Origin of the sequence: Porphyrobacter sp. MBR-155, assembly GCF_040547625.1 — a bacterium.
Classification (GTDB): domain Bacteria; phylum Pseudomonadota; class Alphaproteobacteria; order Sphingomonadales; family Sphingomonadaceae; genus Erythrobacter.
Window position 1 is genome coordinate 211,499 of the sequence record NZ_JBEPQB010000003.1, and the last position, 23,187, is coordinate 234,685.

Annotated in this window: 23 protein-coding genes and 1 pseudogene; 12 read left to right on the forward strand and 12 right to left on the reverse strand. The window is 61.0% G+C overall.

The features are described from left to right. The first annotated feature begins 129 nt into the window (after window positions 1-129). The 3 genes from ABIE62_RS04520 to ABIE62_RS04530 all read left to right on the forward strand — a co-directional run bounded on the left by ABIE62_RS04520 (window position 130) and on the right by ABIE62_RS04530 (window position 1,435). Window positions 130-669, forward strand: a complete 540-nt coding sequence (locus tag ABIE62_RS04520; RefSeq protein WP_354323920.1) for an antirestriction protein ArdA — start codon at window positions 130-132, stop codon at window positions 667-669. Window positions 670-821: 152 nt separating this feature from the next. Beyond that, a complete protein-coding gene (locus ABIE62_RS04525; RefSeq protein WP_354323922.1) occupies window positions 822-1,094 on the forward strand; it encodes a hypothetical protein in 273 nt (90 codons plus the stop codon). After that, window positions 1,091-1,435, forward strand: a complete 345-nt coding sequence (locus ABIE62_RS04530) for a hypothetical protein (RefSeq protein WP_354323924.1) — start codon at window positions 1,091-1,093, stop codon at window positions 1,433-1,435. The genes ABIE62_RS04525 and ABIE62_RS04530 overlap by 4 nt, the downstream gene beginning before the upstream one ends. Window positions 1,436-1,487: 52 nt before the next feature. Here the strand turns inward: ABIE62_RS04530 and ABIE62_RS04535 are convergent, their stop codons facing one another. Continuing rightward, on the reverse strand, window positions 1,488-1,946 hold the full coding sequence (locus ABIE62_RS04535) for a GNAT family N-acetyltransferase (RefSeq protein ID WP_354323925.1): 459 nt from the start codon (window positions 1,944-1,946) through the stop codon (window positions 1,488-1,490). A gap of 170 nt (window positions 1,947-2,116) precedes the next feature. Here ABIE62_RS04535 and ABIE62_RS04540 point away from each other — a divergent pair, with 170 nt between their 5' ends. From ABIE62_RS04540 to ABIE62_RS04555, 4 genes are all read left to right on the forward strand, one after another. Further along, on the forward strand, window positions 2,117-2,440 hold the full coding sequence (locus tag ABIE62_RS04540) for a hypothetical protein (protein WP_354323926.1): 324 nt from the start codon (window positions 2,117-2,119) through the stop codon (window positions 2,438-2,440). 277 nt (window positions 2,441-2,717) lie between these two features. After that, window positions 2,718-2,921 (forward strand): hypothetical protein, encoded by a 204-nt coding sequence (locus ABIE62_RS04545; protein ID WP_354323928.1) that lies wholly within the window; start codon window positions 2,718-2,720, stop codon window positions 2,919-2,921. 91 nt (window positions 2,922-3,012) lie between these two features. Next, the gene (locus tag ABIE62_RS04550; RefSeq protein WP_354323930.1) at window positions 3,013-3,276 is read left to right on the forward strand and encodes a type II toxin-antitoxin system Phd/YefM family antitoxin; all 264 of its coding nucleotides are present in this window, start codon (window positions 3,013-3,015) and stop codon (window positions 3,274-3,276) included. Between the two features lie 7 nt (window positions 3,277-3,283). Continuing rightward, a complete protein-coding gene (locus ABIE62_RS04555; RefSeq protein WP_354323932.1) occupies window positions 3,284-3,718 on the forward strand; it encodes a hypothetical protein in 435 nt (144 codons plus the stop codon). A gap of 18 nt (window positions 3,719-3,736) precedes the next feature. Here ABIE62_RS04555 and ABIE62_RS04560 read toward each other — a convergent pair whose 3' ends face one another. Both ABIE62_RS04560 and mobC read right to left on the reverse strand, forming a co-directional pair. Then, window positions 3,737-5,056, reverse strand: coding sequence for a relaxase/mobilization nuclease domain-containing protein (locus tag ABIE62_RS04560; protein WP_354323934.1), 1,320 nt, complete (start codon window positions 5,054-5,056; stop codon window positions 3,737-3,739). Next, window positions 5,053-5,412: a plasmid mobilization relaxosome protein MobC gene (gene mobC / locus ABIE62_RS04565; RefSeq protein ID WP_354323936.1), complete on the reverse strand. Its 360-nt coding sequence runs from the start codon at window positions 5,410-5,412 to the stop codon at window positions 5,053-5,055. Before mobC ends, ABIE62_RS04560 begins: the two co-directional genes overlap by 4 nt. A 390-nt stretch (window positions 5,413-5,802) precedes the next feature. On the opposite strand from mobC, the gene ABIE62_RS04570 reads away from it, so the two are divergent. Further along, window positions 5,803-6,048, forward strand: coding sequence for a hypothetical protein (locus ABIE62_RS04570; RefSeq protein WP_354323937.1), 246 nt, complete (start codon window positions 5,803-5,805; stop codon window positions 6,046-6,048). A gap of 435 nt (window positions 6,049-6,483) precedes the next feature. On the opposite strand, the gene ABIE62_RS04575 is transcribed toward ABIE62_RS04570, so the two are convergent. The 9 genes and pseudogenes from ABIE62_RS04575 to ABIE62_RS04615 all read right to left on the reverse strand — a co-directional run bounded on the left by ABIE62_RS04575 (window position 6,484) and on the right by ABIE62_RS04615 (window position 19,534). Next, on the reverse strand, window positions 6,484-8,463 hold the full coding sequence (locus ABIE62_RS04575) for a tetratricopeptide repeat-containing sulfotransferase family protein (RefSeq protein ID WP_354323939.1): 1,980 nt from the start codon (window positions 8,461-8,463) through the stop codon (window positions 6,484-6,486). A 76-nt stretch (window positions 8,464-8,539) separates the two neighbouring features. Then, window positions 8,540-11,200 carry a TonB-dependent receptor gene (locus tag ABIE62_RS04580; RefSeq protein WP_354323940.1) on the reverse strand — a complete coding sequence of 887 codons (2,661 nt, stop codon included), beginning with the start codon at window positions 11,198-11,200 and terminating at the stop codon, window positions 8,540-8,542. A 351-nt stretch (window positions 11,201-11,551) separates the two neighbouring features. After that, window positions 11,552-13,294 carry a BCCT family transporter gene (locus ABIE62_RS04585; RefSeq protein ID WP_354323942.1) on the reverse strand — a complete coding sequence of 581 codons (1,743 nt, stop codon included), beginning with the start codon at window positions 13,292-13,294 and terminating at the stop codon, window positions 11,552-11,554. Window positions 13,295-13,600: 306 nt separating this feature from the next. Continuing rightward, window positions 13,601-14,137, reverse strand: a pseudogene (locus ABIE62_RS04590) (transposase family protein); the annotation flags it as partial. A gap of 71 nt (window positions 14,138-14,208) precedes the next feature. Further along, entirely contained in the window at window positions 14,209-15,213 is a 1,005-nt protein-coding gene (locus tag ABIE62_RS04595) for a HupE/UreJ family protein (RefSeq protein ID WP_354323944.1), read from the reverse strand. After that, complete coding sequence (locus ABIE62_RS04600) at window positions 15,210-15,998, reverse strand: peptidyl-prolyl cis-trans isomerase (RefSeq protein WP_354323946.1); 789 nt, start codon at window positions 15,996-15,998, stop codon at window positions 15,210-15,212. The genes ABIE62_RS04595 and ABIE62_RS04600 overlap by 4 nt, the downstream gene beginning before the upstream one ends. Next, window positions 15,995-17,947: a DUF3604 domain-containing protein gene (locus ABIE62_RS04605; RefSeq protein ID WP_354323947.1), complete on the reverse strand. Its 1,953-nt coding sequence runs from the start codon at window positions 17,945-17,947 to the stop codon at window positions 15,995-15,997. Before ABIE62_RS04605 ends, ABIE62_RS04600 begins: the two co-directional genes overlap by 4 nt. A 55-nt stretch (window positions 17,948-18,002) precedes the next feature. Then, window positions 18,003-18,452: a MaoC family dehydratase gene (locus tag ABIE62_RS04610; RefSeq protein ID WP_354323949.1), complete on the reverse strand. Its 450-nt coding sequence runs from the start codon at window positions 18,450-18,452 to the stop codon at window positions 18,003-18,005. Next, the gene (locus tag ABIE62_RS04615; protein WP_354323950.1) at window positions 18,452-19,534 is read right to left on the reverse strand and encodes a CaiB/BaiF CoA transferase family protein; all 1,083 of its coding nucleotides are present in this window, start codon (window positions 19,532-19,534) and stop codon (window positions 18,452-18,454) included. The genes ABIE62_RS04610 and ABIE62_RS04615 overlap by 1 nt, the downstream gene beginning before the upstream one ends. A gap of 156 nt (window positions 19,535-19,690) precedes the next feature. Between ABIE62_RS04615 and ABIE62_RS04620 the strand changes: the two genes are divergently transcribed. From ABIE62_RS04620 to wecB, 4 genes are all read left to right on the forward strand, one after another. After that, entirely contained in the window at window positions 19,691-20,149 is a 459-nt protein-coding gene (locus ABIE62_RS04620) for a glucuronosyltransferase (RefSeq protein WP_354323952.1), read from the forward strand. Next, on the forward strand, window positions 20,146-20,628 hold the full coding sequence (locus tag ABIE62_RS04625) for a glycosyltransferase (RefSeq protein ID WP_354323954.1): 483 nt from the start codon (window positions 20,146-20,148) through the stop codon (window positions 20,626-20,628). Before ABIE62_RS04620 ends, ABIE62_RS04625 begins: the two co-directional genes overlap by 4 nt. 113 nt (window positions 20,629-20,741) lie before the next feature. Next, window positions 20,742-22,046: a UDP-N-acetyl-D-mannosamine dehydrogenase gene (gene wecC, locus ABIE62_RS04630; protein WP_354323956.1), complete on the forward strand. Its 1,305-nt coding sequence runs from the start codon at window positions 20,742-20,744 to the stop codon at window positions 22,044-22,046. Further along, window positions 22,043-23,179: a non-hydrolyzing UDP-N-acetylglucosamine 2-epimerase gene (wecB, locus tag ABIE62_RS04635; RefSeq protein WP_354323958.1), complete on the forward strand. Its 1,137-nt coding sequence runs from the start codon at window positions 22,043-22,045 to the stop codon at window positions 23,177-23,179. Before wecC ends, wecB begins: the two co-directional genes overlap by 4 nt. Window positions 23,180-23,187: the final 8 nt, after the last annotated feature.

The window sequence follows — 23,187 nt, forward strand, 5'->3', positions numbered from 1 at the left end:
CAGCTTCCTTCACTGACGTTTCGTGCAGCAGGTTCCCCGCGAACGTGCCCACTCCGCTTGCCCCCCGATGCTCGCCGCATGGGCAGGGTTTCAGAACGCACCTGAAACCCAAACCAAACGGAGGATAAAATGGGAGAAGTCAAAGCGATCACAACAAACGAACCCCCCCGCATCTATGTCGCGTGCCTTGCCGCCTATAATTGCGGTTATCTGCATGGGAGCTGGATTGACGCAGCGCAAGACGCATGGGCTATTTATGATGAAGTGAAAGCCATGCTGGCGACTTCACCCATCGAAGAGGCCGAGGAATGGGCCATCCACGATTACGAAGGGTTCGGCAATGTCCGTATCTCGGAATATGCGGGATTTGCCTATGTGAGCGGCCTTGCCGCCTTTATCGCCGAGCATGGCGAACTGGGCTTGGCGGTGCTGGACTACCACAACGGCGACCTTGAGGAAGCGAACGAGACATTATCCGACCGCTACCTTGGTTCATATGCCAGCCTTGCCGACTATGCGCAGGAGGTGACGGAGGACACGAACACCATTCCCCAAAGTCTGGCCTACTACATCGACTACGAAGCAATGGCGCGGGACTCTGAATTGAGCGGCGACGTGTTCACCGTGCAAACGGCATGGGATTCCGTCCATGTGTTCGCGGGGTGCTGAGCATGGAAAAATCACATCAAGACTACAGGCCCGGACATTGCTGGTATTACCTCCTTGGAGGCCGGCGGCCGACCCTTAAGGAAATCAGGGAAGATGCGGAGGATTGCGGCTGTCGCGGCTATCTGGCGGCTGAGCTGGACAGGATCGACCGCATGAGCGAACCGACACGGACAGCGCGGTTGCGCGAACTGCGCGGGCAGGTCGTCGCACGGCTGGCGAAGGATGTTGCAGGTTATCGAGCGGCAGCGCGGAATCTCGCATTGCGCAGGGCATCGGGCGCGGACGCGCCGCCCTTCACGGTGGCGGACGGCGTTCACGTCGCGATGAGCCTGAAACACAGCCATCTTGCCAATGACTTTGCGCATCTGCACGTGCTGGATGAATTGCTATCGCGCCAGCTTGACCTGTTCGGGGGGCGGCTATGACCGCGACCGAAACACTGACACGCGAAGATGTGGAAGAGGCGTTCCGCCGCGCTACCAATAGTTTCATGGGAGCGGCGGAACGATGGGCGGCCTGCGTAAAATCAGGCCTTACAGATGAGGAACTGGCGCAAGCCCTTCGCTATGAACTCGGAATTGCGGGCGGAACGGGTGGACGCGGCGTTCTGTGCGTTGCCTACCAAGGCGCGGGCCTGAAAATCTGGGCCGCATGGGATGTATGTTCGCTGGCCCCGCCAGTCCTTGAGGGCGCACGGACGGTAGCGTTCGCACGGGAGGTTTACGGGATTCCCGACCTGTCCGACGAACAGATGAACTTATTTTGAGTGCGCCAAAATCGGCGCGCCCATGCCCTTGATCGGCATGGGCGCGGATGTTTCATGGAAGCGGCCTTGCGAACAAGGTCAGATCGACAGTGTTGTCGAGGGTTGAGGGATAAGTCTCGCCCTGAACCTCGAACCCGAATTCAGGGAGCAATGCCCTCATCCTCGCGGTCTTCGTGGTGGCATAAATGCCTTCGGAACACCCCGTAGCCCCAAGGGCTGCGCCGATCAGCGTCCGAGCATGACCCCGACCGCGATATTCTGAGTGAACGACAATCCAGCCCAATTCGAGAGGGTAGGAATCGGCGGACACGCCGACCTTCGCCTTGCGAAAATCACCGCGCCGATGGCTGTCATGCGGGCGTTTGACCGCCGCTGTGCCGATCAGTCTGTCCCCGTCATAGAGCATGACGAGGGCAACCGCCGCTTCGACCAAAGCGGACAATGTCTGCGCATTGACCTCGCGAGCGGCGATCACGAACGCCTTGAATGCGTCCTTGGCTTCATTGGACATCTCCGACGGTGATGCCGTTATTGTCCTGATATCTGTGCTTGATGCCATTCCATCGCCCCCGATCATAATTTCACCATGCCCGCGACTTTGACGCAAGCTTTCCCCCAAGGCCCATGCACCGCCAGCATAGCCCCTTTCCCTGTTTCATCATCAGGGAAAGGACGACCGATATGGCACGCATATCTGCGCAAATGCTCAATGAATGCAGGGTCGATCTCTACGACCTTTGCGCAGGGCTGGCGGGGACGTTGCAACTCGATCTTGCCGATTTCGCGGCGAACATCGGGATGGCGAGCGCACGGGAGATTGCCGCGATGCGAAGCGGCGAGCCGTGTCTACCTATCTCCTCGATACCACGCCTTGCGATCATTATGCTGCGGCTACAGGACCGCGTGAACGCAGCATATTTCCGTGAATTGCAGGATTCCCTCGCCCTTGATGCGCCCCAAGGCGAATTGTGCGACCCGTCGGGAGATGACGATATTCCGTTCTGACGGTTTTGGCGGTGGTCGAGCGGATTTGCTCTTGTCAGGTCATTTGCGCGGATAGCTGGATGAACCCATCGGCTTTCTTCATGGGATTTTGAAGACCCGTGCAGCACGGGATCAATGCGGCTCGCTTCCTGCAGTCATTCCATTCATTCCGTGCAGCTCCGCCCCCGTCATACGGGCGTTCCGGCATTTGACCCCGCGCCTCAAGCCCCCGTGTCTTTCTTCGCTCCCATGAAGCCGACGGGATCATCCGTACGGCAAATCACAAAGGAGCAATCATATGTCTGACACCACCAAAAACCGTCCTGCCTTCCGTCTCTATTCCGTGACTGGCGAAGGCAAATCCGCCCGCTGGACCGATATCGGCGTGGCCTGGTCAACCCGCGACGGAAAGGCCTTTACGCTCACCCTCAACGCCCTGCCGCTCAATGGTCGCATCGTCATGCGCGAGACGGCGGACAAGGAAACCGAGGCCGCCGCTTGAGGCGGCCTCCCACGACCCCGAGGAATTCCTTGCAGTTTCTCGCGAAAATAGCTAATATAGAGAATATAACCACTTCCTAAGGAGGAAGCCGATGAGCGACATTTCAGTGAGTGCCACCGAGTTCCAGACTCGGGCTGGACTCTACATCGAGCAGTCTGGAAAGGCACCCGTCTTCATCACGAAGCACAAGCGGCCCGCCCGCGTGCTAATCGACATCGACGAATATGAGCGACTCAAATCTCGCGATACCCGTCGCGCCTTCGCCACGGAGGAACTGCCCGAAGAGTGGGCCACCGCACTCGAAGCCGCCGCCTATGGTGACGCCGACCCCGAACTAGAAAAACTGATGAAGTAGGCCGCTCGTGCAGAAACCGGAGCCGGAAATCGGCCTTGTTATCCGATATGATTTCCTGTGGTCGCATGAGCGTGAAAAGGGCTTCGAAGAAGGTGCAAAGGAACGCCCCTGTGTGATCGTTACCGCCGTCGTCCGCAAGGATACCGGCGAGACCGAAATCCTCGTCGCGCCCATCACACATTCCGAGCCGCAGGAAGGCATCGTCGCCCTCAAAATCCCGACCAAGGTCGGCAAGCATCTCGGCCTCGACGATGAACGCAGCTATATCATCGCGAACGAGTCCAACAGCGTCGCATGGAATGACCCCGGCATTGTGCCTGTCATTGCGGGCAAACAATGGGCCTACGGAAAGATTCCGAAGGGTCTCTACGACGCTCTACGTGCCTCGATGCTCGATCTCCTAAACAAGAAAAGGCTCAAGACGGCAGTTCGCAAGAGCTGACTTCACCAGATCGTAAGTCTACCGACCCAATTCCAACCCGCGTGATGGATTGTCGCGCCCGCGTGGCTCGCGGGCTTCGCCCGCTTTCCGCGAGAACTCGCTGCGGATCGAGCGGTGTGCGTTGCCATCCCGCATGAGGCGATAATTCGCGGCCTGTTTGTGCAATTCCAGAATCTGGCGGGCATGGCGTTCCCGCGTCTCCCTGATACGGGCCTGTAATTCCCGCCGCTCTTTATGCTGCGCATCAAGCATGGACTGGCGCTGGTCGCGGTCGCGGCGCAATCCCCAATAGGCTTCGACCTCGTTCTGCTTCACGATCTTGGCGCGGTCGCCCGTCAGGCGATCCCACATGCCCCTGACACCCGTGCGAAGTCGTGCAGCGCGTTCCTGTGTTTCGCGTTGCCAGCGCTGCCGCTGGCCTTGCTCCATCCGACGACGCTCCGCCTGATGGGCGTCCCGCATCGCCAGCCTCTTTTCATGCAACTGCTTCATGGCGTCTTTCGCCTGAGTCTTTGCCTGTTTGAGATAGGCGTCGAGACGCGGGGCGATGGCTTCCGCGATATGGGCCTTCGTTTCCGCGACGGAGCGAAGATTATCGGCCTTGCCAATCTTAGCCGTGACATCCTTGGCTTTCACGCCGATCAGGCGCGAAAGCGCGAACACCTCTCCTTCATAGGTAACGGCGACATGGGAGCGGCGATCACCCTTCGCCAGATAAAGGCCGCGCTCTTCGAGCGCGTGGGCGAAGGTTTGCGCATTATCGGACACCGCCCAACATTCCTGCGCGATGCCCTTGACGGCTTTCGCATCAAGTTCTGCGCGCTTTGCCTGCTGCCACTCGGCAAGTGTGAAACTGCGCGGATCGCGGGCCTTGGAATCCATCAGGCCCGTCGGCATCTTCCAGCCGTTTTCGAGATATAGCTGTTTCGACACGTCACGAAGTTTGGACTTGAAGAAGGAAAGCTGTTTTGCGGTCATGGTCTCGGCATCAATGCGCGACCACACCGCATGGGCATGACGGCGACCTTCCTTTTCATGGAAGACCACCATGCGGGGCTGACCCTCAAGCCCAAGTTTTTTCTCTATCGCGGACAATGCGCCCTCGAAGACTTCAACGGGGACGTTTTCGGTTTCGGGAGGGTTGAGGGAGACAGAGAAAAGATATTGCTTACAGCGCGTTCCCTTCGCCATCGCTTGCGCCTCCTTCATCGCGCCCATGACGGATTCCGACATGAAGCCGCGAACTTCATGCACCTCGACATGCTCGTTCTCTTCTGTTTTTAGGAGGTGCTGACCGAGCTGGGCAGCGCCGCTGCGCTGGGACGCTTTCAGGATCATGGAGTTGCCTCCATGCCGAGAGCCTTAATCAGCAGGGCGCGAATCTCGGCAATGTCCCGTGACGCTTCTGTGAGCGCGTCTTCGGTTTCGGGGGTGGCAGGCAAAGTGCCAAGATTGGCTGCCCGTGCGAGCTGGTTGAGATTATTCGCGATCCGCGACTGCCCCAGTTGCCCCAGAACACGGAGCAGGGAATCGCGGTCGATTTCGCTCAACCGCTTCCTGCGCGGCGGCTCGTCGAGAAGGCGGGAACGGATATAGGCCCCGAGCGGCTGACCTTCGGCCTGCTCGGTCAGCCGTGCCCGTTCCTCGAACGAGAGGCGGAGCGAGAAAGGAGGATCGTATGGCTTTCGTGCCATCCCGCCCTCCGATTACGCTCGCCGACGACGCCTCCGCGCAACCGCAGGACGGTCGCACGGGGCGTGCTCGTCCTTCCCTTCATTGAGGTTTTCAGGTTGCATCTGCGCAAGGCTGGAATGTCGCAAGAGCTTGCCCCATTCCTCCATTTGCTCAAGGAAATAGTTCGAACAATCTCCCAGCTTGCCCGCCACCGGCCTATGAGAATATTGGATTTTTCCTCTCAAGGGACCACTGTTCCCATAATCGCTCCTCGATAGCTAACGCGCTTCTATTGAACGCAGTTGGCTCGTATCGCTCAAAAGGCGAAGTCAGTTTCAGGGGCGCATACTGGTGCAAGGCGAGGAAGCTCGGGACCAAGACACACCGTAGGCGGCGGATAGCAGCAAGAAATGATGGACAATCATGTCCATCTGATCCTGGTGCCCGCGCGCGAAGGCAGCCTGCGCGCCGCGCTGGTCGTGGCGTATCGGCGCTACACCCGGATGATCAATTTCCGCGATGGCTGGCGTGGCCATTTGTTCCAGGCGCGCCTGCGAACGGGCCGCCCGCTGGCAGCAGAGGAATGGATCAAGCGGCAGGAACCGGCGATATGGACTTGTAACGGTTTTGCGCCGGTCTCCTGTTGCGAGCTCTAAACGCTCAGGTGACCGGCGCAAAACCGTTACAAGTCCGCCCTGATCAAATCGTGGTGATGATCCGCTATACAGTTGACCTACCAGCATCCGATTGCAGATAAATGTCCAAGCTGCCAAATGCCGTGTTCAGGCCTTGGCTCTCTTTCTCTTCTTCGACACTTCATACATCGGAATCTCATAGCTTTGCCCAAGAAAATCGTCGCGGGTTGTTCCGAGAGTCTTGATCTCGATCGTTCGCCTTGGCTTGGGTATTGGAGCATTCAACTGTTTGGAATATAGCACGATTTCCTCCACGAAGACATTTAAAACTTTGAGATCCTGTCCTCAAAAGTAGCTTGGAGATATCAGTCGGTTGCGCTTGGCGCGCTGATATATCGCTGATTCCGGAGTTTCGCCAGAAACCACCGAGGATTTAACGATGTGGCCCGAAATCGCTCAAAGTGCGAGGTCACCGAGTGCTGTTTTAAGCTCGCCCAGCCACCGTTCGAACGGTTCCCACGCGCCTTGCCCCTGCCGGTTGAGCGGCTGGCGTACCTGCTCGCTAGATGCGGTGCGCACGGCGCGGGCCGTCTTGTAAAAATCGAGGCAGGCCGCCTCGAACGGCAGTTCCAGAAAATCGAGCATCCGCCGGGTCTGGCCTTCGAGATCGTCGAGCACGTTCTCATGCTGCACCCTAAGCACCTTGCCCGGCAGCACCGCATCCCAATGTGCCATCAGATCGACGTAATCAGTATAATATCGTCCGACTTCGGTGAGGCCGTAGGTAAATTCCTGCCCTTCTGCGAAAAGCTGCTTGAAGCCGGAAAAGCAGCAATCCATCGGCGCGCGGCGGGCATCGATGATCTTCGCTTTGGGCAATATCAGGTGGATCAGCCCGATATGGCGGAAATTGTTGGGCATCTTGTCGATGAAGAACGGCGCGCCCGCGCGATGGATGCGGGTGTTGGCGAGAAAATCGCGCCCAAACCCGGCCAACTGCTCGCCGGTCAGATCATGCAGCACCTGCGGATAACGGTCTTCGCCGACCCGCCGCCCACGCAGGCGGTGGGCGAGCGCGAGGATATTGGGCAGTTCGAGCGTTCCGTCGATCTGCGAATGGCTGGCGAGAATCTGTTCAAGCAAGGTTGAGCCCGCGCGCGGCAGGCCGAGGATGAAGATCGGGTCGGGCGCATCATGGCCGACGCCCTCTTGCTTCTCGAACAATTCAGCGGTGCATGCTTCCTTTTGGCGGGCAAGTTCGGCGCTCATCGCGTCGGCGCTGTAGCGGGTCTGGGCGCGTTTCAGCCGGTTGCCTTCCTCGTAGGCGGCAAAGCTGGCTGCATAGTCGCCGTGATCCTCGTGCGCCTTGCCCAGCGCAAAGGCGATATGGACGCGGTCCATGAAGGCCAGATCGCCGCGTGCTGCCTGTCCTATCATCCGCTCGATCTCGTCATCGGCAAAGCGATAGGTCTTGAGATTGGCCAGCGCGTACCATGCATCGCCGTGATCGGGTTTCGCCGCGATCGCCGCACGATAACTTGCAATCGCCTCTTCGGTTGCACCGGTGGTCTTGAGCGCATGCCCCTTGCTGGTGAGGTTGGCAGGATCGTCCGGCAGCTTTTCGAGCACCTTGTCGAACAAGGACAGTCCGCGCGCATAATCGCCGCTCTGCATGCTCTCGATCGCCAAACGTGACTGAAACAGAGGGTTGTCCGGATCACGTTGGTAAAGCGCTTCGGCCTCGGCCCGCGCTTTGGCGAAGTCCTGCCGCCGCCGCAACACATCGATGTAATCCAGCCGCAGTTGCACATCATCGGGCCGGAAAGCGAGTGCGCTTTCAAGCAGAAATTCGGCTTCCTCCAGCACACCAAATTCGATCCCGATCCGCGCCAGCAGCCGCATCCCCTCGATATGGTCGGCATCGCGCACCGGGTGCGTGCGCAGATAATGGCGGCAAATTTCCTCGGCGCGCAGCAACCGGCCCTCGGCAAGATGGTTTGTGACCGCCACCAGTTCATGCGGAAGCCGGGCTAGGCGCTGTTGCTGGAACGTCGCGGCATTGGCATCGGCCTTGCGCCCGGACTTGGCCAGCAGCCGCGCCTGTTCGCGCCAACTCGCTTCCAGCGCAGGGTTGAAACGTGTGGCCCGCTGGAACGCTGCCAGTGCGGCATCCCGGCGGCCTTGTGCCAAGGCCAGATGCCCAGCCTCTTGCCACGCGCGGCCATATTCGGGCATGGCAGTATGGAGCCGGGCGAGATAATCCCCGGCGGCCGGGAAATCCCCGAGGTATCGCGCAGCGACTGCTGCAAGATAGAGCGCGTCGCCTTCGTCTGGCGCATCATCCAGCAGCGAGCGCGCCAACGTCAGCCCCTCGGCAAAACGGCTCGCCCGGATCGCATCCTGCGCGGATTTGAGCTGTGTCTCGCGATTGCTCATGCTGGCCGGTCTACACGCAAGACGGCGGGGATGAACCCCTGTTCACCCCCGCCGCCTGCGCGCGCCCTGTGCGTGATCAGTAGTCGTAGCCCACTCTGAACCCGACCGTGAGCGGGCGGTTGGTGACGATCCGCGCGCGGTCGTTGACGAAATTGCCTGAAATCTGGGCGCGTTCATCAAACAGGTTTTCTCCGAAGATCTCAAAGCTCCACTGGTCCTTCTCGATCCCGGCAGCCAAATCGACCACGGTATAGCTGTCGAGCCGCAGCCGGTTGATCTCGATAATGTCGGTAAACTTGCTGGCCGAGTGCGTGACCTGCGGCATGACATAGGCGCCCAGCGTCGCGTTCAGATCGAATTCGTAGCGCACCCGGAAATTGCCTTGGAACGATGGCGCAAAGGCCAGATCCGAACCTTCGACCACGTCATCGGTGGGGATCAAAACCTCGGTTACCTCGGTGTCAAGGATCGATAGCGCCCCCGCCACTGTCAGGCCCGGCACAGCATAGGGTGCGAAGGTGAAGTCCGCTTCCAACCCATAAATTTCCGCGTCGGCGGCATTGGCCGAGAAAAACAGGTTGGTGATCGAGGGGTCGAAGATCGTCGTTTGCAGATTCGAGATATCGACATAGAACGCGCTGCCATTGAAACGCAGCTGCCCGTCGATCAGATCGAGCTTCCAGCCGAACTCATAGTTCTCCACCTCGTCGGTCTGCAGATCGAACGGCACGGTAAAGTTGTTCGGCCCCGGTGCGCCGCCCGGACGGTTGAGCAGGCCCGGACGGAAGCCTTCCGAATAGGTCGCGTAGAACAGGGTGTCGGGTGTTGGTGTCAACGTTACCGTGCCTTTGAGGATGGTGCCGTCGGTCGACGCTACATCGGGCGCACGCACCGAATTGAACACACGCTGCGCCTGCGCCGGGGAAAGCCCTGCTGCCTCGATATCAGCAAGACTGTCGTTCAACGTGAAGTTCTGCCGCAGGCTTTCCGAACATGACAGGTTGAAGAAGAAATTGCCGTCCCCGTCGAAAAGGTCGGAGATATTGGTGCCGAAGGCGTTTTCGTCAGTCCCGCTGGTGTTGCAGAAGCTGCCATTGGCGCCGCCTTCAAGGTCGACCTCGACATCATAATATCTTGCGCCCAATGTCAGGGTCAGCAGATCAGGTACAATGTCAAACGCGGCCTCGCCGAACAGACCGAACTGTTCATCGGTGCGGCGGACATCATTGCGGAAGATCACACTACGCGGGAACGGCCCGGCATCGGTGTTGAACGCATCCTGAAAGGGGAAATTGGGCGCAAAACCGCCAAACGGCGCGGCATCGATATTGCCGGGGTAGTTGAAGTCGTTGCGCTCCTTCAGCTCAAGATCGGAATAGAATCCGCCCACGGTCGCGCGCACCGGCCAGGTATCCGGGGTCGAAAAACGCAATTCCTGCGTGAAGACCTGCGTCTGGCTGTCCGAGGTAACGAACAGATTGGGTTCCTGGCAGGTGCCGCTGGGTGCGGCCGCGCCTGGATAGGTCACCGACCCGTCGCAGATGTAATAGGGCAGATACTGGCCCACGAACAGGTAATCGGTGTAGTCGATCCGCTGATCGGTGTCGCGATCAGTATAAGCGCCGGTATAAACCACATCGAGCATCGCGATGCGCCCTTCGACCGTCCAACTGGTGTTGGAGAAATCATCCTCCAGCCGGTCATCCTCGAAGCGCTGGATTTCCAGATCATCGAGCCCGCCCAGTTCAGGATCGGCGAAGAAAACACCATCGGTCTCAAGGCTCTGACGGGTATGGGCGACAGTCACCGTCCAGTCAGGCGTGATTTCCCACAGCGCGGTGGCGCGAAAGCCCGAATACTGGGTGTCGTTGAAATCCTTGCGCACGAGGCCGGCATTGTCGGCTTCAAGGAAAGTTACGCCCGAAAGGTCTGCGGTCGACTGGAACCCGGAGCGGTTGGCGTTCACCGGCACACCATTGGCGCGCACCGTGCCTTGGGGCCGGAAGCGCGCACTTTCAGACAGATCGCGCCTGCCCGCCACATTATCGATATAACCGCCCTGGTCATCAAGAAACACCACGCCGCGTAGGGCGAAGGTGTCGGTCACAGGGACGTTCAGCATGGCCTTGACCGAATAGCTTTCCTCCCCGCTTTTGGTGAAAGACACGCTTGAATCAAAGCTTGCGTCAAAGCCGGACAAATCGGGCTTGTTGGTGATCAACCGAACCACGCCCGCCTGCGAACTGGCCCCGAACAACGTGCCCTGCGGCCCTGACAGCACCTCGATCCGCTGCATATCGGCGGCATAGACATCGAGGTTTCGGCCCGGCTGGGCAAGCGGCTGTTCATCGAGATAGAAGGCGACATTGGGCGCGAGGCCCGCGACACCCGCGACGGTGAGGTTGGGCGTGGTCGATGCCAGGCCGCGGATATAGATCGTGTTCTGCCCAGGCCCGCCGCCGCCTGCAGTGACATTGGGCAACTGGTCGAGATAGTCTTCGAAGGTATCGATATTGAGCTGGGAAAGCTCTTTCTCGCCCAGCGCGGTCACCGAGATCGGCACATCCTGAAGGTCTTCAGAACGCTTCTGTGCGGTTACGATGATCGTCTTGACCCCGCCCTGATCTCGTGGACGCTGGCTGGAGGTGGAGTTGGAACCTGCGTCCTGCGCGGCAACAGGAGACGCAATCGCGATCGCAAGTGCGCCGATCGACGCACCGCCGAGTATCTTTAACATGTAAGCCCCCCTTAGGCTTAGGAACAGGTCGCGATGCAAGGAGTGCACCGACATGACCCAAGAAATGGCACGAGCACGGTAGGCATCGTGGTGATGAAAGGGGCGCTAACAAGGGAAATCTGTGATTTCCACCAGACTCGTCAAAATCATGCAAAAGCTTTTTGTGGCTGTTGCAGAATCACAACACCACTAAATATTCAAGTCGTATTTGCAATACATGAAATAATATCAAGAAAATTTTTCTTCGGGATTTTTTATATGTTATGGTCTGCGATATTTATTATTTATTTTTATTGATATTATCGCACAGTAGTCAATTTTTATTTATAGCATTGTGAAGTTGCACTCAAATCACTCCGCAGCCGATACTTTCCCGGCCCATTCCTCGCAGCCCTGCGCCGTGGTCGGCACGCCATGCTTTTTGCGGATGAGATCAAACACCACCGCTTTGATGATCGCGATGCCCATCAGCGCGACGACAAAGGAGAACGGCAGCGCGCCGATAATCATGGTGATGCGGATCGCCTCGATCCCGCCGAGGATCAGCATCGAGCCGACAACGAAAGCGATCGCCGCACCCCAGAACAAGATGTGGTAGCGTCGGCTGCCCTCATCATCGCCCGCGCCGTTGATGGTGTTGACGATCAGGATCGCGCTGTCGGCGGATGTGACCAGATAGGTCATCAACAGCACCACCACCAATCCGGCCACCACCAGCGCCAATCCCGGCTCAAGCAGCACGGCGAGGGTCGCAAACAGTTGGTCCGACATCGGCGCACCGAGAATCCGGCCTCCGGCAACCCCCGATAATTCGAGCTCGATCGCAGTCCCGCCAACCAGCGCCATCCATACAAAACACATAAGCGAGGGCACGATCGTGACCCCGAATATGTATTCGCGGATCGTCCGCCCGCGTGAGATGCGCGCGATGAACATGCCGACGAATGGCGCGAAGGCAATCCACCACGCCCAGTAGAACACTGTCCAGTCGAGCTGCCATTGGTGCAGCGCTGCGCCCATCGCAGTACCATCGGCGCTTAACAGGCTGAGCGATTGTTGCGGAAGCAAGCGGAGATAGTCCCATAGCCCCACGCCGAGCCGTTCGAGCCCATAGAGTCCCGCTCCGAACGTCGCGAACAGCGCGAGCAGGCTCAGGGATAACCCCATGTTGAGGTTTGACAGCCACTTGATCCCACGTCCCACACCCGACAATGCGCTCAGCGTCGCGGCTCCAACTAGCGTGACCAGAGAAACCACGATGGCAAGCGCCGAGGCCGAGCCGTTCTCGGCCAAGAGCCAGTCGCCTATTCCCAACCGCGCAAGACCGGCGACGAACTGTTCGACCCCTAACCCCATCGTCACTGCCACGCCGAGGATCGTTGCCACCACGGCGACGATGTCGACCACGTGGCCGGCTGGCCCTTCCATAACTCGCCCGAACAGCGGAGCGAGCGCGGAGCGGATCGTCAGCGGCAGATCGCGCCGGTGCGCGACATAGCCGATCGCGAGGCCGACGAGCGCATAGGTGCACCACGCTCCGAGCCCCCAGTGGAGGAAGGTATACATGTAAGCCGGGCGCACCGCCGCTGCGCTTTGCGCTGCGATGGTTCCACGGATGATATCGGGGTTATTGGCAAAATGGGCGAGCGGCTCACCGGTCGAATAGGTCAGCATGCCGATGCCGATCCCGGCCCCGAACAGCATCGAAAACCACGAGAAACGGCTGAACTCGGGCTTTTCTCCGGGTGGGCCGATCCTGAGCGATCCGGTCCCCGGCACCAGCGCCAGCCCAAGGCAGGCGATGATCAGGGCCGTGACGAGATAGACATACCAGCCGCCGAAGGTCGAGATGATGGTTGAATTGGCTGCGCTCAGCGTCTTGCTGGCATTCACCGGAAAAAAGATCGCCCACATGATCAGCAGCGATACAATCACCTTGGCCGGGATTGTCACTGCCCGGCTGAACCCGTCATAGAAGCCGCGGTCGTGGGTTTCGATTTCAAGTTCGACCAGCGGCGGATCAATCGGCCAGTCGGCTGGCTCGCCCATGTGCTGATCTGCCTGTGAGGGTGTCTCGCTGGCCCTGCTGCTCATCGCGTTCCTATCCCGAACGGAACCGTGGCAAAAGGCGACGCGGAATTACGCTGCCGGCATAAATGCCAAAGCTCTGTCCGCTTTCGTGAAAAGGCATGGGGCTGTCCCAGACGGACACCAACGTAACAGTCATGCGCATAGCGGCAATGACCCGTTCCCCGGCTGCGGAGTTTGTGATGGACGTAGTCCTACCCCGCTTGATGGCATTTGCAACCCCTCAGGACAGCACGCAGCACCGCAAGCAACGAATCACCGCTTCACCAGGTAAGGGTGCCTTGCGCCCTAGGTGTTTGGTCCCAGCATGTGATGGGTGGGTTTGGTGAGGCGATGCTCGATGCCGTTGCCTTGGCAGGTGCGGGCGAAGACCAGCTTTGAGGTGCGGTCGACAGCGACGAACAGGAAGCCTTTCCCGCCCTCGTAGCGCAGTTCGGCAATATCGATGTGGAAGTAGCCGATCTCGTAGTTCTTGAACTTCTTCGGCTTCTCGCGGTCGGCTTTGGGCAGGCGACTGATGCCGTGGCGTTGCAGGCAACGGTGCAGCGACGAGCGCGTCAGTTGGGGAATAACATCCTTCAGCGCGATGTAGACGTCATCCAGGGGCAGCCGCGCCTGCACCCGCAGCGCCACGATGGCAGTTTCTTCCATCGGTGAGAGCACGGTGCTGCGGCGCTCCTTCGGACCCATTGGCATGTCCTCCACTGACTGCCGCTTGCGCCACTTTAGGACTGTCTTCTCGTTGATGCTGAACCGCTTCGCAAGGCTCGCGACCGAAGCTTATGATCGCTGTAGCTCGCCTCGAATGGCGTGCGTGGTCTTGGCGCTGCCGCGTAGAATCTGTCCCATAGATCCCTCCGCTGTGATGATAATAATCTTACACCATCACATGCTGGGACCAAACACCTAGGCTCAGAGCCCTAGAGAATGACCCGCTCGAACAACCAGAAGCTGCCAGTTATGCCGATGCCATAGGCGGCGACCCGCAATGCTGGTAGTTCAAGCCGCGGCAGCGCACGGCTTATCGCGGCTAGCAGCGCCAGAACCCCCGCGATCACCAGCAATTGTCCCGCTTCGACCCCGATGTTGAACGCCAGCAGCGCGGCCGCGATTTCCCCCTGCGGCAGACCGATTTCGGCCAGCGCCCCGGCAAAGCCGAAGCCGTGAAACAGGCCAAAGCCGAACGCGACCAGCCACGGCACGCGCCGGGCCCATGTTCGCCGCTGCGGATCACGCAGCACCAGCGCAACCTCCACCGCAAGGAACACGATCGAAAGCGCGATCAACGCCTCGACCGGGCGGCTCGGCAAGCCGGCATAGCCCAGCGCGGTTGCCACCAGCGTGATCGAATGGGCGATGGTGAAGGCCGTCGCCGCCTTTATCACCGGCCATGGCGTCCGCACCAGCAACACCAGCGCAATCACGAACAGCAAATGATCCCAGCCCCACAGGATGTGCTGCGCGCCGATGATGAAATAATCGCGCGCCACCTGCCAGCGATCGGGCGCGGCGGCGATGGTGGCGGTGGGTGCAGCGGCGGTCAGGCGGAATGTCTGCGCCGCGCCTTCGCGCGGGATCATGCGGGCGATGGCATCGGCGCTGCCGATCAGTTCGGAAAAGCCGAAAGCCTGACCGGCCAGCGTGCCCGCGCACATCAGCCGCGCGCTGCCGAGCAATGCCGTGGGCGCGGCGCGCTGCACCAACGCGCCCTGCATGGTGCAGGTTTCCGGGATCACCGGGCCGGGCAGCGCGGCGATTTCCCCGCTGCGGGTTGCGGCGATGGGAATCTGCCATTCGATCGTCCATTCACCCGAAGCGCGTTCGGTCAATTCGATCACCGCAGGGCGCAATTCATCGGCGGTGAGTGGCGCAGCGGCGCAGGCGGCCCACAGCGCGGCCAGCATCGCCACCACGCGGCGGATCATTGCGCGATCTCGACCCGATAGGCTTCCCGCAGAACGGTGAAGGCGCGTTCCTTGCGCGCGGCGATTTCGGCGCTGCGCCAGTCGTTTTCAACGCGTGCGCGAACGCTCTCGAAGTCCACCATATCGCTGTAACGATTGCGCAGCCTGACAAGGTGCCAGCCGAAGCCTGAACGTATAGGCCCCTGCCAATCCTCGCCGGGTTTGAGGGTGGTCAGTCCGCGGGCGAATTCCGCCCCAAACTGGATTTCCACATCGCGCATCGGCTTGCCGCCGACCACGCCCGGGAGGCTGATCGAGCCGCCCCGCACATTTCCGCCCAGCGCCGCTTTTGCCTCGGCCTCGGTCTCGAACCACGCTTGGACGAAGCTGACCTTTTCCTCGCCGTCATACCGGTCTGCATTCTTTTTGTAGAAGGCGCGCAGCACCGCCTCGTCCGGATCGGCTGCTTCCGCCGCCGCGCTGGCCGACAGATCCATCTTGGTAACAAGCCGCCGCCGCACAACCGCGTCCCCCTGGCCCAGCCCCAACCGCAGCGCCTCACGATACAGCACCTCATCGCGCACGAACCGATCAATCGCGGTGGCGAGTTCGGCATCGGTCGGCGCGCGGCCCATCATGCGTTGGAATTGCAGCGCAAGCTCGGCCTGCTGCGCGCGATCGACCGAAATCACCCGGCTCGCAGGATCGACCTCACCGGAGCTGCTCCAGGTAAGCAGCGCAAACAGCGCGAAGCCTGCGACAAGAAAGTGGACCAGCGGTTCTCGCGTCCAGCCGGAAAGCCTCACTTGCGCTCCATCACCGCCGGGGCAGCGGGACGTTTTGCCAGCTTCAGCCAGATCGGCGACGTATAGGCGCGTTCTTGCGCCACGGCGTCATCCATCGCTTCCTTGCTCAGCGTGATCCCGAACCGCACCGCATCGAACAAAGTCCAGCGCGGTGTCGGGATTTCGATCACGCGCACGTAATAGAACGCGCGCTGGCCGGGGGTGTAATCGGGATCGGTCCACACGGTGCGCAGTTCGGTGGCACCGATGGTGTTGGTGAAGGTCGCGTTCTTGCGGTTGACCGTATCGCCGACCGCCGGAACCTTGCCGCCAGACCGCACGCGGGTGGCCATGTCGCTCCACACGGCATCATAGACGCGTTCCTGCGTCTGGCCGCTGGAATCCACCCAGCCCTTGACCACCTGAACGCGGTCAAGATTGGCGCCGTCCGGGTCTTTCAGCGCGCTGATCATAAAGCGCGGCGCGGTGCCCTTGTCGGTCAGTTCGCCGCCCATCGGCACGCCGCTGGCATAGCCCTTGCGCACCCAGTCGCCGTCCCAGTCCTGCGCATCGAAGTCAAAGCCGCCGAACACCCGCACGCTCATGCGCGGGCCGGTGGTGGCGTAAACCTCGCGCCGGGAGAAGGCATCAAAGATTTCGGCGCGCGTATTGCCCCGCGCCCAGGCCGCCGCATAGCCGCCGGCAAGGTAATGCCAGCCAAACCGTCCCTGTGACGTGCCAAGGTTCTGAGACACCACCGCACGGTCTTTATAGGCCGGTTCGTTGCCGGTGTGCTTGCCCCAGAAATTGTCTTCATCCGACGTGGCGAGCGAGGTGTGGCTATCCGTCGAACCGACCATGCCGAAAGCATAGGGGTTCACGCCAAGCTGTTGTTCCAGCGACAGGCCCCGCTTCAACGCCTCGCGCACATAGGACCCGCCGAACATATCATCCTTCATCGGCGCGGTCAGCGGCAGGTTGCCCAGTTCCCAGCCCTTGACACCAAATCCGGCCATTTCATCATTGGGCGAAAGGAACGGATGGCTTTCGCTGTCGCCCTTGATCTGGGCTGCCTCAACCACCGGTTCATAGGTCGCGCGCTTCATCGCGTATTCGGCAGTCATGGGCGACCCATCGGGCATGGTCATTTCGAACATCAGCCCGTTCGAAACGTTCGAATTATGCGGGATCGCCAGCGCCCTGCCGCCGGTGCTCTGTTCATAGGCCGCAAGGTAGTCCCACAGCTGTTCGGCAGTGGTGCTTAATCCCGGAAACGGCAGCACGGTTTCGGTCCGGTCGCGGCCATCGCGGAACATCACCACGCGGTGCAGATTGTTACCATCAGGCATCAAGGTCCATTCAAACCCGGCCAGCGCGGTGAACTTGCCCGGCTTGTTATAACGGTCAAGAATGCTCAGGTGAGTGGCCCAGATGTCGCGCGTGTTCTCTTCCCGATTGGCCTGATCGCGCAGCGCTGCGGGCAATTCGTTATTGGCCGCCGCAGTAACCAGTTCGGCAACGGCGCGAACCGATTGTTCGGGGCTTTCGTGCATCATGTCATACCACCGCAGCATGGTATCATCGCCGATCACCCATTTCACATACCAGCGTGGGGCGTCATAAAGCCGCCGGGTCGCGCCCAGCCCGTCCGAGTGATCGGCAATCACGAGGAAATCGAGCGGCCGCGCCAGTCTGGCCTTACCCCCGGTGGTCGCCTCAACTTCCTCGCCCGAGGCAAAGCGCAGCGCGGCCTCCGGCCCAAGCCTGACGCCAAAGCCGAATGCGTCGATCGAATTGTCGGTGTGAAGGTGGGTGTCGCCCCAATATGGCCGATCGGGAAATTCGGCGAGCGTGATCGTGCCTTCACCGGTGCCGGTCTGTTCTTCGGGCACGTCGGCTTCGCCGCCACACGCCGTCAGTGCCATCGCCAGAACGCTGGCCAGCGTCAGCCGCCTGATTGCGCGGTTCATGCCTTTTCCCCTCAAAATCGCCCGAGCGCGGTTATTGTGCCGCGCGGGCCGTGCGTCAAGCAGAGCGCCTCAGCAACGCCGACCGTTCGCAGCGGCACACCACCTCGTCGCGCTGGTTCCACATTTCGTGGATGAAGGTGACGATCCCGGCATCGGGACGCGATTTGCTGTCCCGCAATTCCTTGACCTCGGAATAGGCGCGCAGCGTGTCGCCGATGAACACCGGCTTGGGCGTCACCACCTTGTCAAAGCCGAGGTTGGCGACCAGCGTGCCCAGCGTGGTGTCCCCCACCGACAGGCCGACCAGCAGCGCGAAGGTGAAGGTGGAGTTCACCAGAATCTGCCCATAACCGCTTGCCTTGGCCGCCTCGACATCCAGATGCAGCGGCTGCGGGTTATGGGTCATGGTGGAGAACAGCAGATTGTCGGTTTCCGTCACGGTGCGGCGGATTTCGTGTTCGATCCGTGTCCCCACCACCCATTCATCGAAAAACTTGCCCGCCATTATGCTTGGCTCCCCCAGCTTGCGACCACATCCGCGCCGTCATCCGCGCTTGATCGAACGGCGCCCGGCGTGCGGCTGAAACGCGGCGCAGGGGCGGTGTGCCATGCGCCGTCATGTTCGACATAGGCCCCGCGCGCCTTCATGTGCGGATGGCTGCGTGCCTCGTCGAGCGTCAGCACCGGGGCGAAGCAGGCATCGCTGCCTTCGAGCAGATCGCACCACTCCGCCTGCGTCCGGGTGAGGAACAGCGCGGCCAACCGGGCGGCGTAATCATCCCAGTTGGCGGGGTTCATCTGGCCTTGCGCCAATTCCGCCGGAGCGCCTGCCTTGGCCAGCATCTCGGCATAGAATTGCGGTTCGATGGAACCGAGCGAGATTTCCTTGCCATCCTTGCAAGTGAAGCAGCGGTAGAAATGCGCCGCCCCGCCCAGCATCCCCTTGCCCCGCTCGGTCGAGAGATGCGGCACCCCGCGCGCCCCGAAGAAGAAACTCATCAGGCTGGTCACCCCGTCGACAATCGCGGCATCGACCACCTGGCCCTTGCCCGATTTTTCGCGTTCATACAGCGCGGCCATGATCCCGAAGGCGCAATACATCGACCCGCCGCCGAAATCGCCGACCAGGTTCTGCGGCGGGGTGGCGGTTTCGCCCGGCTTGCCCACCGCCGCCAGCGCGCCGGTGATGGCGATGTAGTTGATATCGTGGCCAGCCGCGTGGGCGAGTGGGCCGTCCTGCCCCCAGCCGGTCATGCGGGCATAGACAAGGCGCGGGTTGAGGCCGAGCAGTTCTTCCGGCCCCAGCCCCAACCGCTCCATCACGCCGGGGCGAAACCCTTCGATCAGCACATCGGCATGGGCCACGGCGGCGCGCACCTGCGCCTTGCCATCATCGCTTTTCAGATCCACCGCCAGCCGATGCCGCGCGCGTTCAACCACGGGGTTGCCCACCCCCGCGCCGGGCCGGTCAACCCGCACCACTTCGGCGCCCAGATCAGCCAGCAACATCGCGACATGCGGCCCCGGCCCGATGCCGCTGAATTCGATCACCCTGAGGCCCGAAAGCGGCCCTGATGGCTGGTTCATCTGTCTCTCCCTTTGGCCGCGTGTGTGGCGTGTCATGAACCGGAGGGCAAGCCCGCGCTTGCGACAACCCGGCCTGCGCGGCAATTGACAGCGCCAGCCTCCTGCCCATAGGCGCAACCTTACGTATTTGTGCGGGCGGCGAAACGAGGTTGACGAATGAAAAGCGGCTCGACCAGAGTGCTCGCAGCGGCATCGGGCGGCGGCCATTGGGAACAGCTGATGCTGCTGCGAGCGACGCTGGACAATTACGACATCCGCTTTGCCACGACCGAACCTGCGGTGGCCGCGCAGCACGGCATCGAAAGCGCTGAACGCCTGCCCGATTGCAACCAGAACAAGCCGTTGCAATCCGCGCTGTGCGGGCTGGTGGCCTTGTGGATCGTGCTCAAACACCGCCCGCAGGTGGTGATATCGACCGGGGCCGCGCCGGGTTTTTTCTGCATTCTGGCCGGGCGTCTGGTCGGCGCGCGCACCCTATGGATCGATAGCGTCGCCAATGGTGAGCAATTGTCGCTGTGCGGCAAGCTGTCGCAGCGCTGGGCGCATGAATGTTGGACGCAGTGGGAACATCTCGGCACGGACGCGCGTCCGCGCTATTTCGGAGCGGTGCTGTGATCCTTGTCACTGTCGGGATGCAGTTGGGGTTTGATCGCCTGATCGCAGCGATGGACGCGCTTGCGCCAACGCTGGGCCTGCCGGTGATCGCGCAGACCGGCAAGGGCCGCTACTCCCCGCAACATATGGATGCACGCGCAAGAATCGCACCTGCGGAATTTGAACGGCTGGTGCAACAATCGCGCCTGATTGTCAGCCATGCCGGGATCGGCACCGTGCTGACCGCAGCCCGCTTTGCCAAGCCGATCATCCTCGTCCCGCGCCGCGCGGCGCTGGGCGAACATCGCAATGATCACCAACTGGCGACCGTGAACCAGCTTTCCGGGCGGCCCGGCATTCTGGTGGCGATGGACGAGGCCGCGCTGCCCGCGCGCATTGCCGAGGGCTTGGCGGTCAAGGACTGGTCAGCCGTGCAATCATCCACCGCGCGCCAGTTGCATCGGGCATTGGCCGCCTTCATCGAAAACCGCCCCTTGTGATCCCCATCACACGGCGAGTGGAGCGCAACATGGTGAAAAACACAGCAAGCCTAACGCGATTTTAAGGGCTTTGCGGCCATGGTTCCGCCTGAAAAAGCCGGGACAGTGATTTCATGAACGCTCCTTTTTATGCCAATGCCGCGCTCGGGCGCGAGGCGCAGGTTCATCCCGCGCCCGATCATCAGGTTGCGGTGATCGGCCTTGGCTATATCGGCCTGCCCACCGCTGCGCTGCTTGCCAGCTACGGCTGGAACGTGTGCGGCGTCGATGTGTCGCAAGCCGTGGTCGATACGGTAAACGCGGGCGGCGTGCATATCGAGGAACGCGATCTCGATCGGCTGGTGCATGATGCCATCACCGCGCAAACGCTGGTGGCCGCGACCGAAGTGCCCACCGCAAGTTTCTACATGATCGCCGTGCCCACCCCGCTGGGGCCGGACAATACGCCCGACATTTCCTATGTCGAGGCGGCCGCGCGTTCGATTGCGCCAAAGATCCTGCCGGGTGCCTGCGTCATCATCGAAAGCACCTCGCCGGTCGGCACCACCGAACGCGTCGCCGCAATCATTGCAGAGGCGCGCCCTGATCTGGTGGTGCCGCGCGATGGCAGCACCGGCGCGGCGGACATCGCGCTGGCCTATTGCCCCGAACGCGTCTTGCCGGGGCGGATCGTCAACGAACTGGTGCATAATGACCGGGTGATCGGCGGGGTCACTGCGGCCTGCGCCGAACGGGCTTCGGCGCTCTATGCCAGCTTTGTGAAGGGCGATTGCCTCACCACCACCGCCCGTGTGGCCGAGACGGTCAAGCTGGTCGAAAATTCCTTTCGCGATGTGAATATCGCCTTCGCCAACGAATTATCGATGATCGCTGACGTGATCGGGGTGGATGTGTGGGACGTGATCCGGCTGGCCAACCGCCACCCGCGCGTGAACATCCTGCAACCCGGCCCCGGCGTGGGCGGGCACTGCATCGCGGTTGATCCGTGGTTCCTGGTGGCCGGCGCGCCGAATGCCGCGCGGCTGGTGCGCACCGCGCGCGAGGTCAATGATCACAAGGCGGTGCACACCGAAAACCGCATTCGCGCGCTGCTGGATGCCGCACCGGGCGGCAAGGTCGCGTTGCTCGGCCTTGCCTTCAAACCCGATATTGACGACTTCCGCGAAAGCCCCGCGCTCGCCATCGCGCAAAGCCTTTCCCACACGCACGGGCAGCGGATACTGGTGGTCGAACCGTTCACCGAAAGCTTGCCCGATGCCCTTGCCGGATCGGGCGCCGCGCTGGTGACGCTTGACGCCGCGTTGCTGACGGCCGAGATTGTGGTGGTGCTGGTCGATCACACTGCGTTCAAATACCTTTCGCCCGATGATCTGGCGGGCAAGCTGGTGTTCGACACGCGGGGCATGCTGCGGCGATGAGTCCGGTTGGCGGGAAACCCCGCATTCTCGTCACCTTCGGCACCCGACCCGAAGCGATCAAGATGTTTCCGGTGGTCGATGCCTTGCGCGAAACCGGGCAGTTCGATGTGAAAGTGGTGGTGACCGCCCAACACCGCGAATTGCTCGATTCGGTGCTCGCGCTAGCCGGACTTAGACCCGACCTTGACCTCGACTTGATGCAGCCTAGCCAGTCGCTAGATGCCCTCGCCGCGCGCATTTTGACGCGTTTTGGTGAGGCTTTGGACGCGCTCAAACCTGATCGCGTTCTGGTTCACGGCGACACACTGACAACGATGATGGCGACTTTGGCGTGCTATTTCAGGCGGATACCTGTAGGCCATGTCGAGGCCGGATTGCGCAGCGGCGATATCTATTCGCCTTGGCCCGAAGAGGTAAATCGCAAGGTAACTGGCGCAGTGGCCGACCTACATTTCGCCCCGACAGCAACCGCGGCGGCAGCTTTACGCGCTGAAAACGTGCATGAAAAAGCCATACACGTCACCGGCAACACGGTGATCGACGCACTGATGTTTGCGCAGCAAAAACTGGCCGCCGATCCGTCATTGGCACCCGCCATCGGCCCGCTAAAACGGCGCTTCGCGGGCAAACGGATCATCGCGGTCACGGCCCACCGACGTGAGAATTTCGGAGCCGGGATGCGAGAAATTGCCAATGCCTTACAGACACTTGCTAGGCGCGCAGACGTGGCGATCATCTATCCGCTGCACCCCAATCCCAACGTCACAGAAGTCATGCGCCCCGCGCTTTCGGGGCATGACAACATCGCCTTGATTGACCCGCTCGACTACCTCGATTTCGTCGCGATGATGGAAGCTTGCGACATTGTCCTAACCGATTCAGGCGGCATCCAGGAGGAAGCGCCCAGCCTCGGCAAACCAGTGCTCGTGATGCGCGACACCACCGAACGGCCCGAAGGTGTTGCCGCAGGGACAGCACGATTGGTCGGAGCGGAGTCGGCAAAAATTACCATGGAAACTAGTCGCTTGCTTGACGACAGCGACGCTTACGACCGCATGGCCAGGGCGCATAATCCCTATGGCGATGGCACCGCCAGCCGCACGATTGCAGCGATCCTTGCCACTGCCGGATAGTTTGCCCG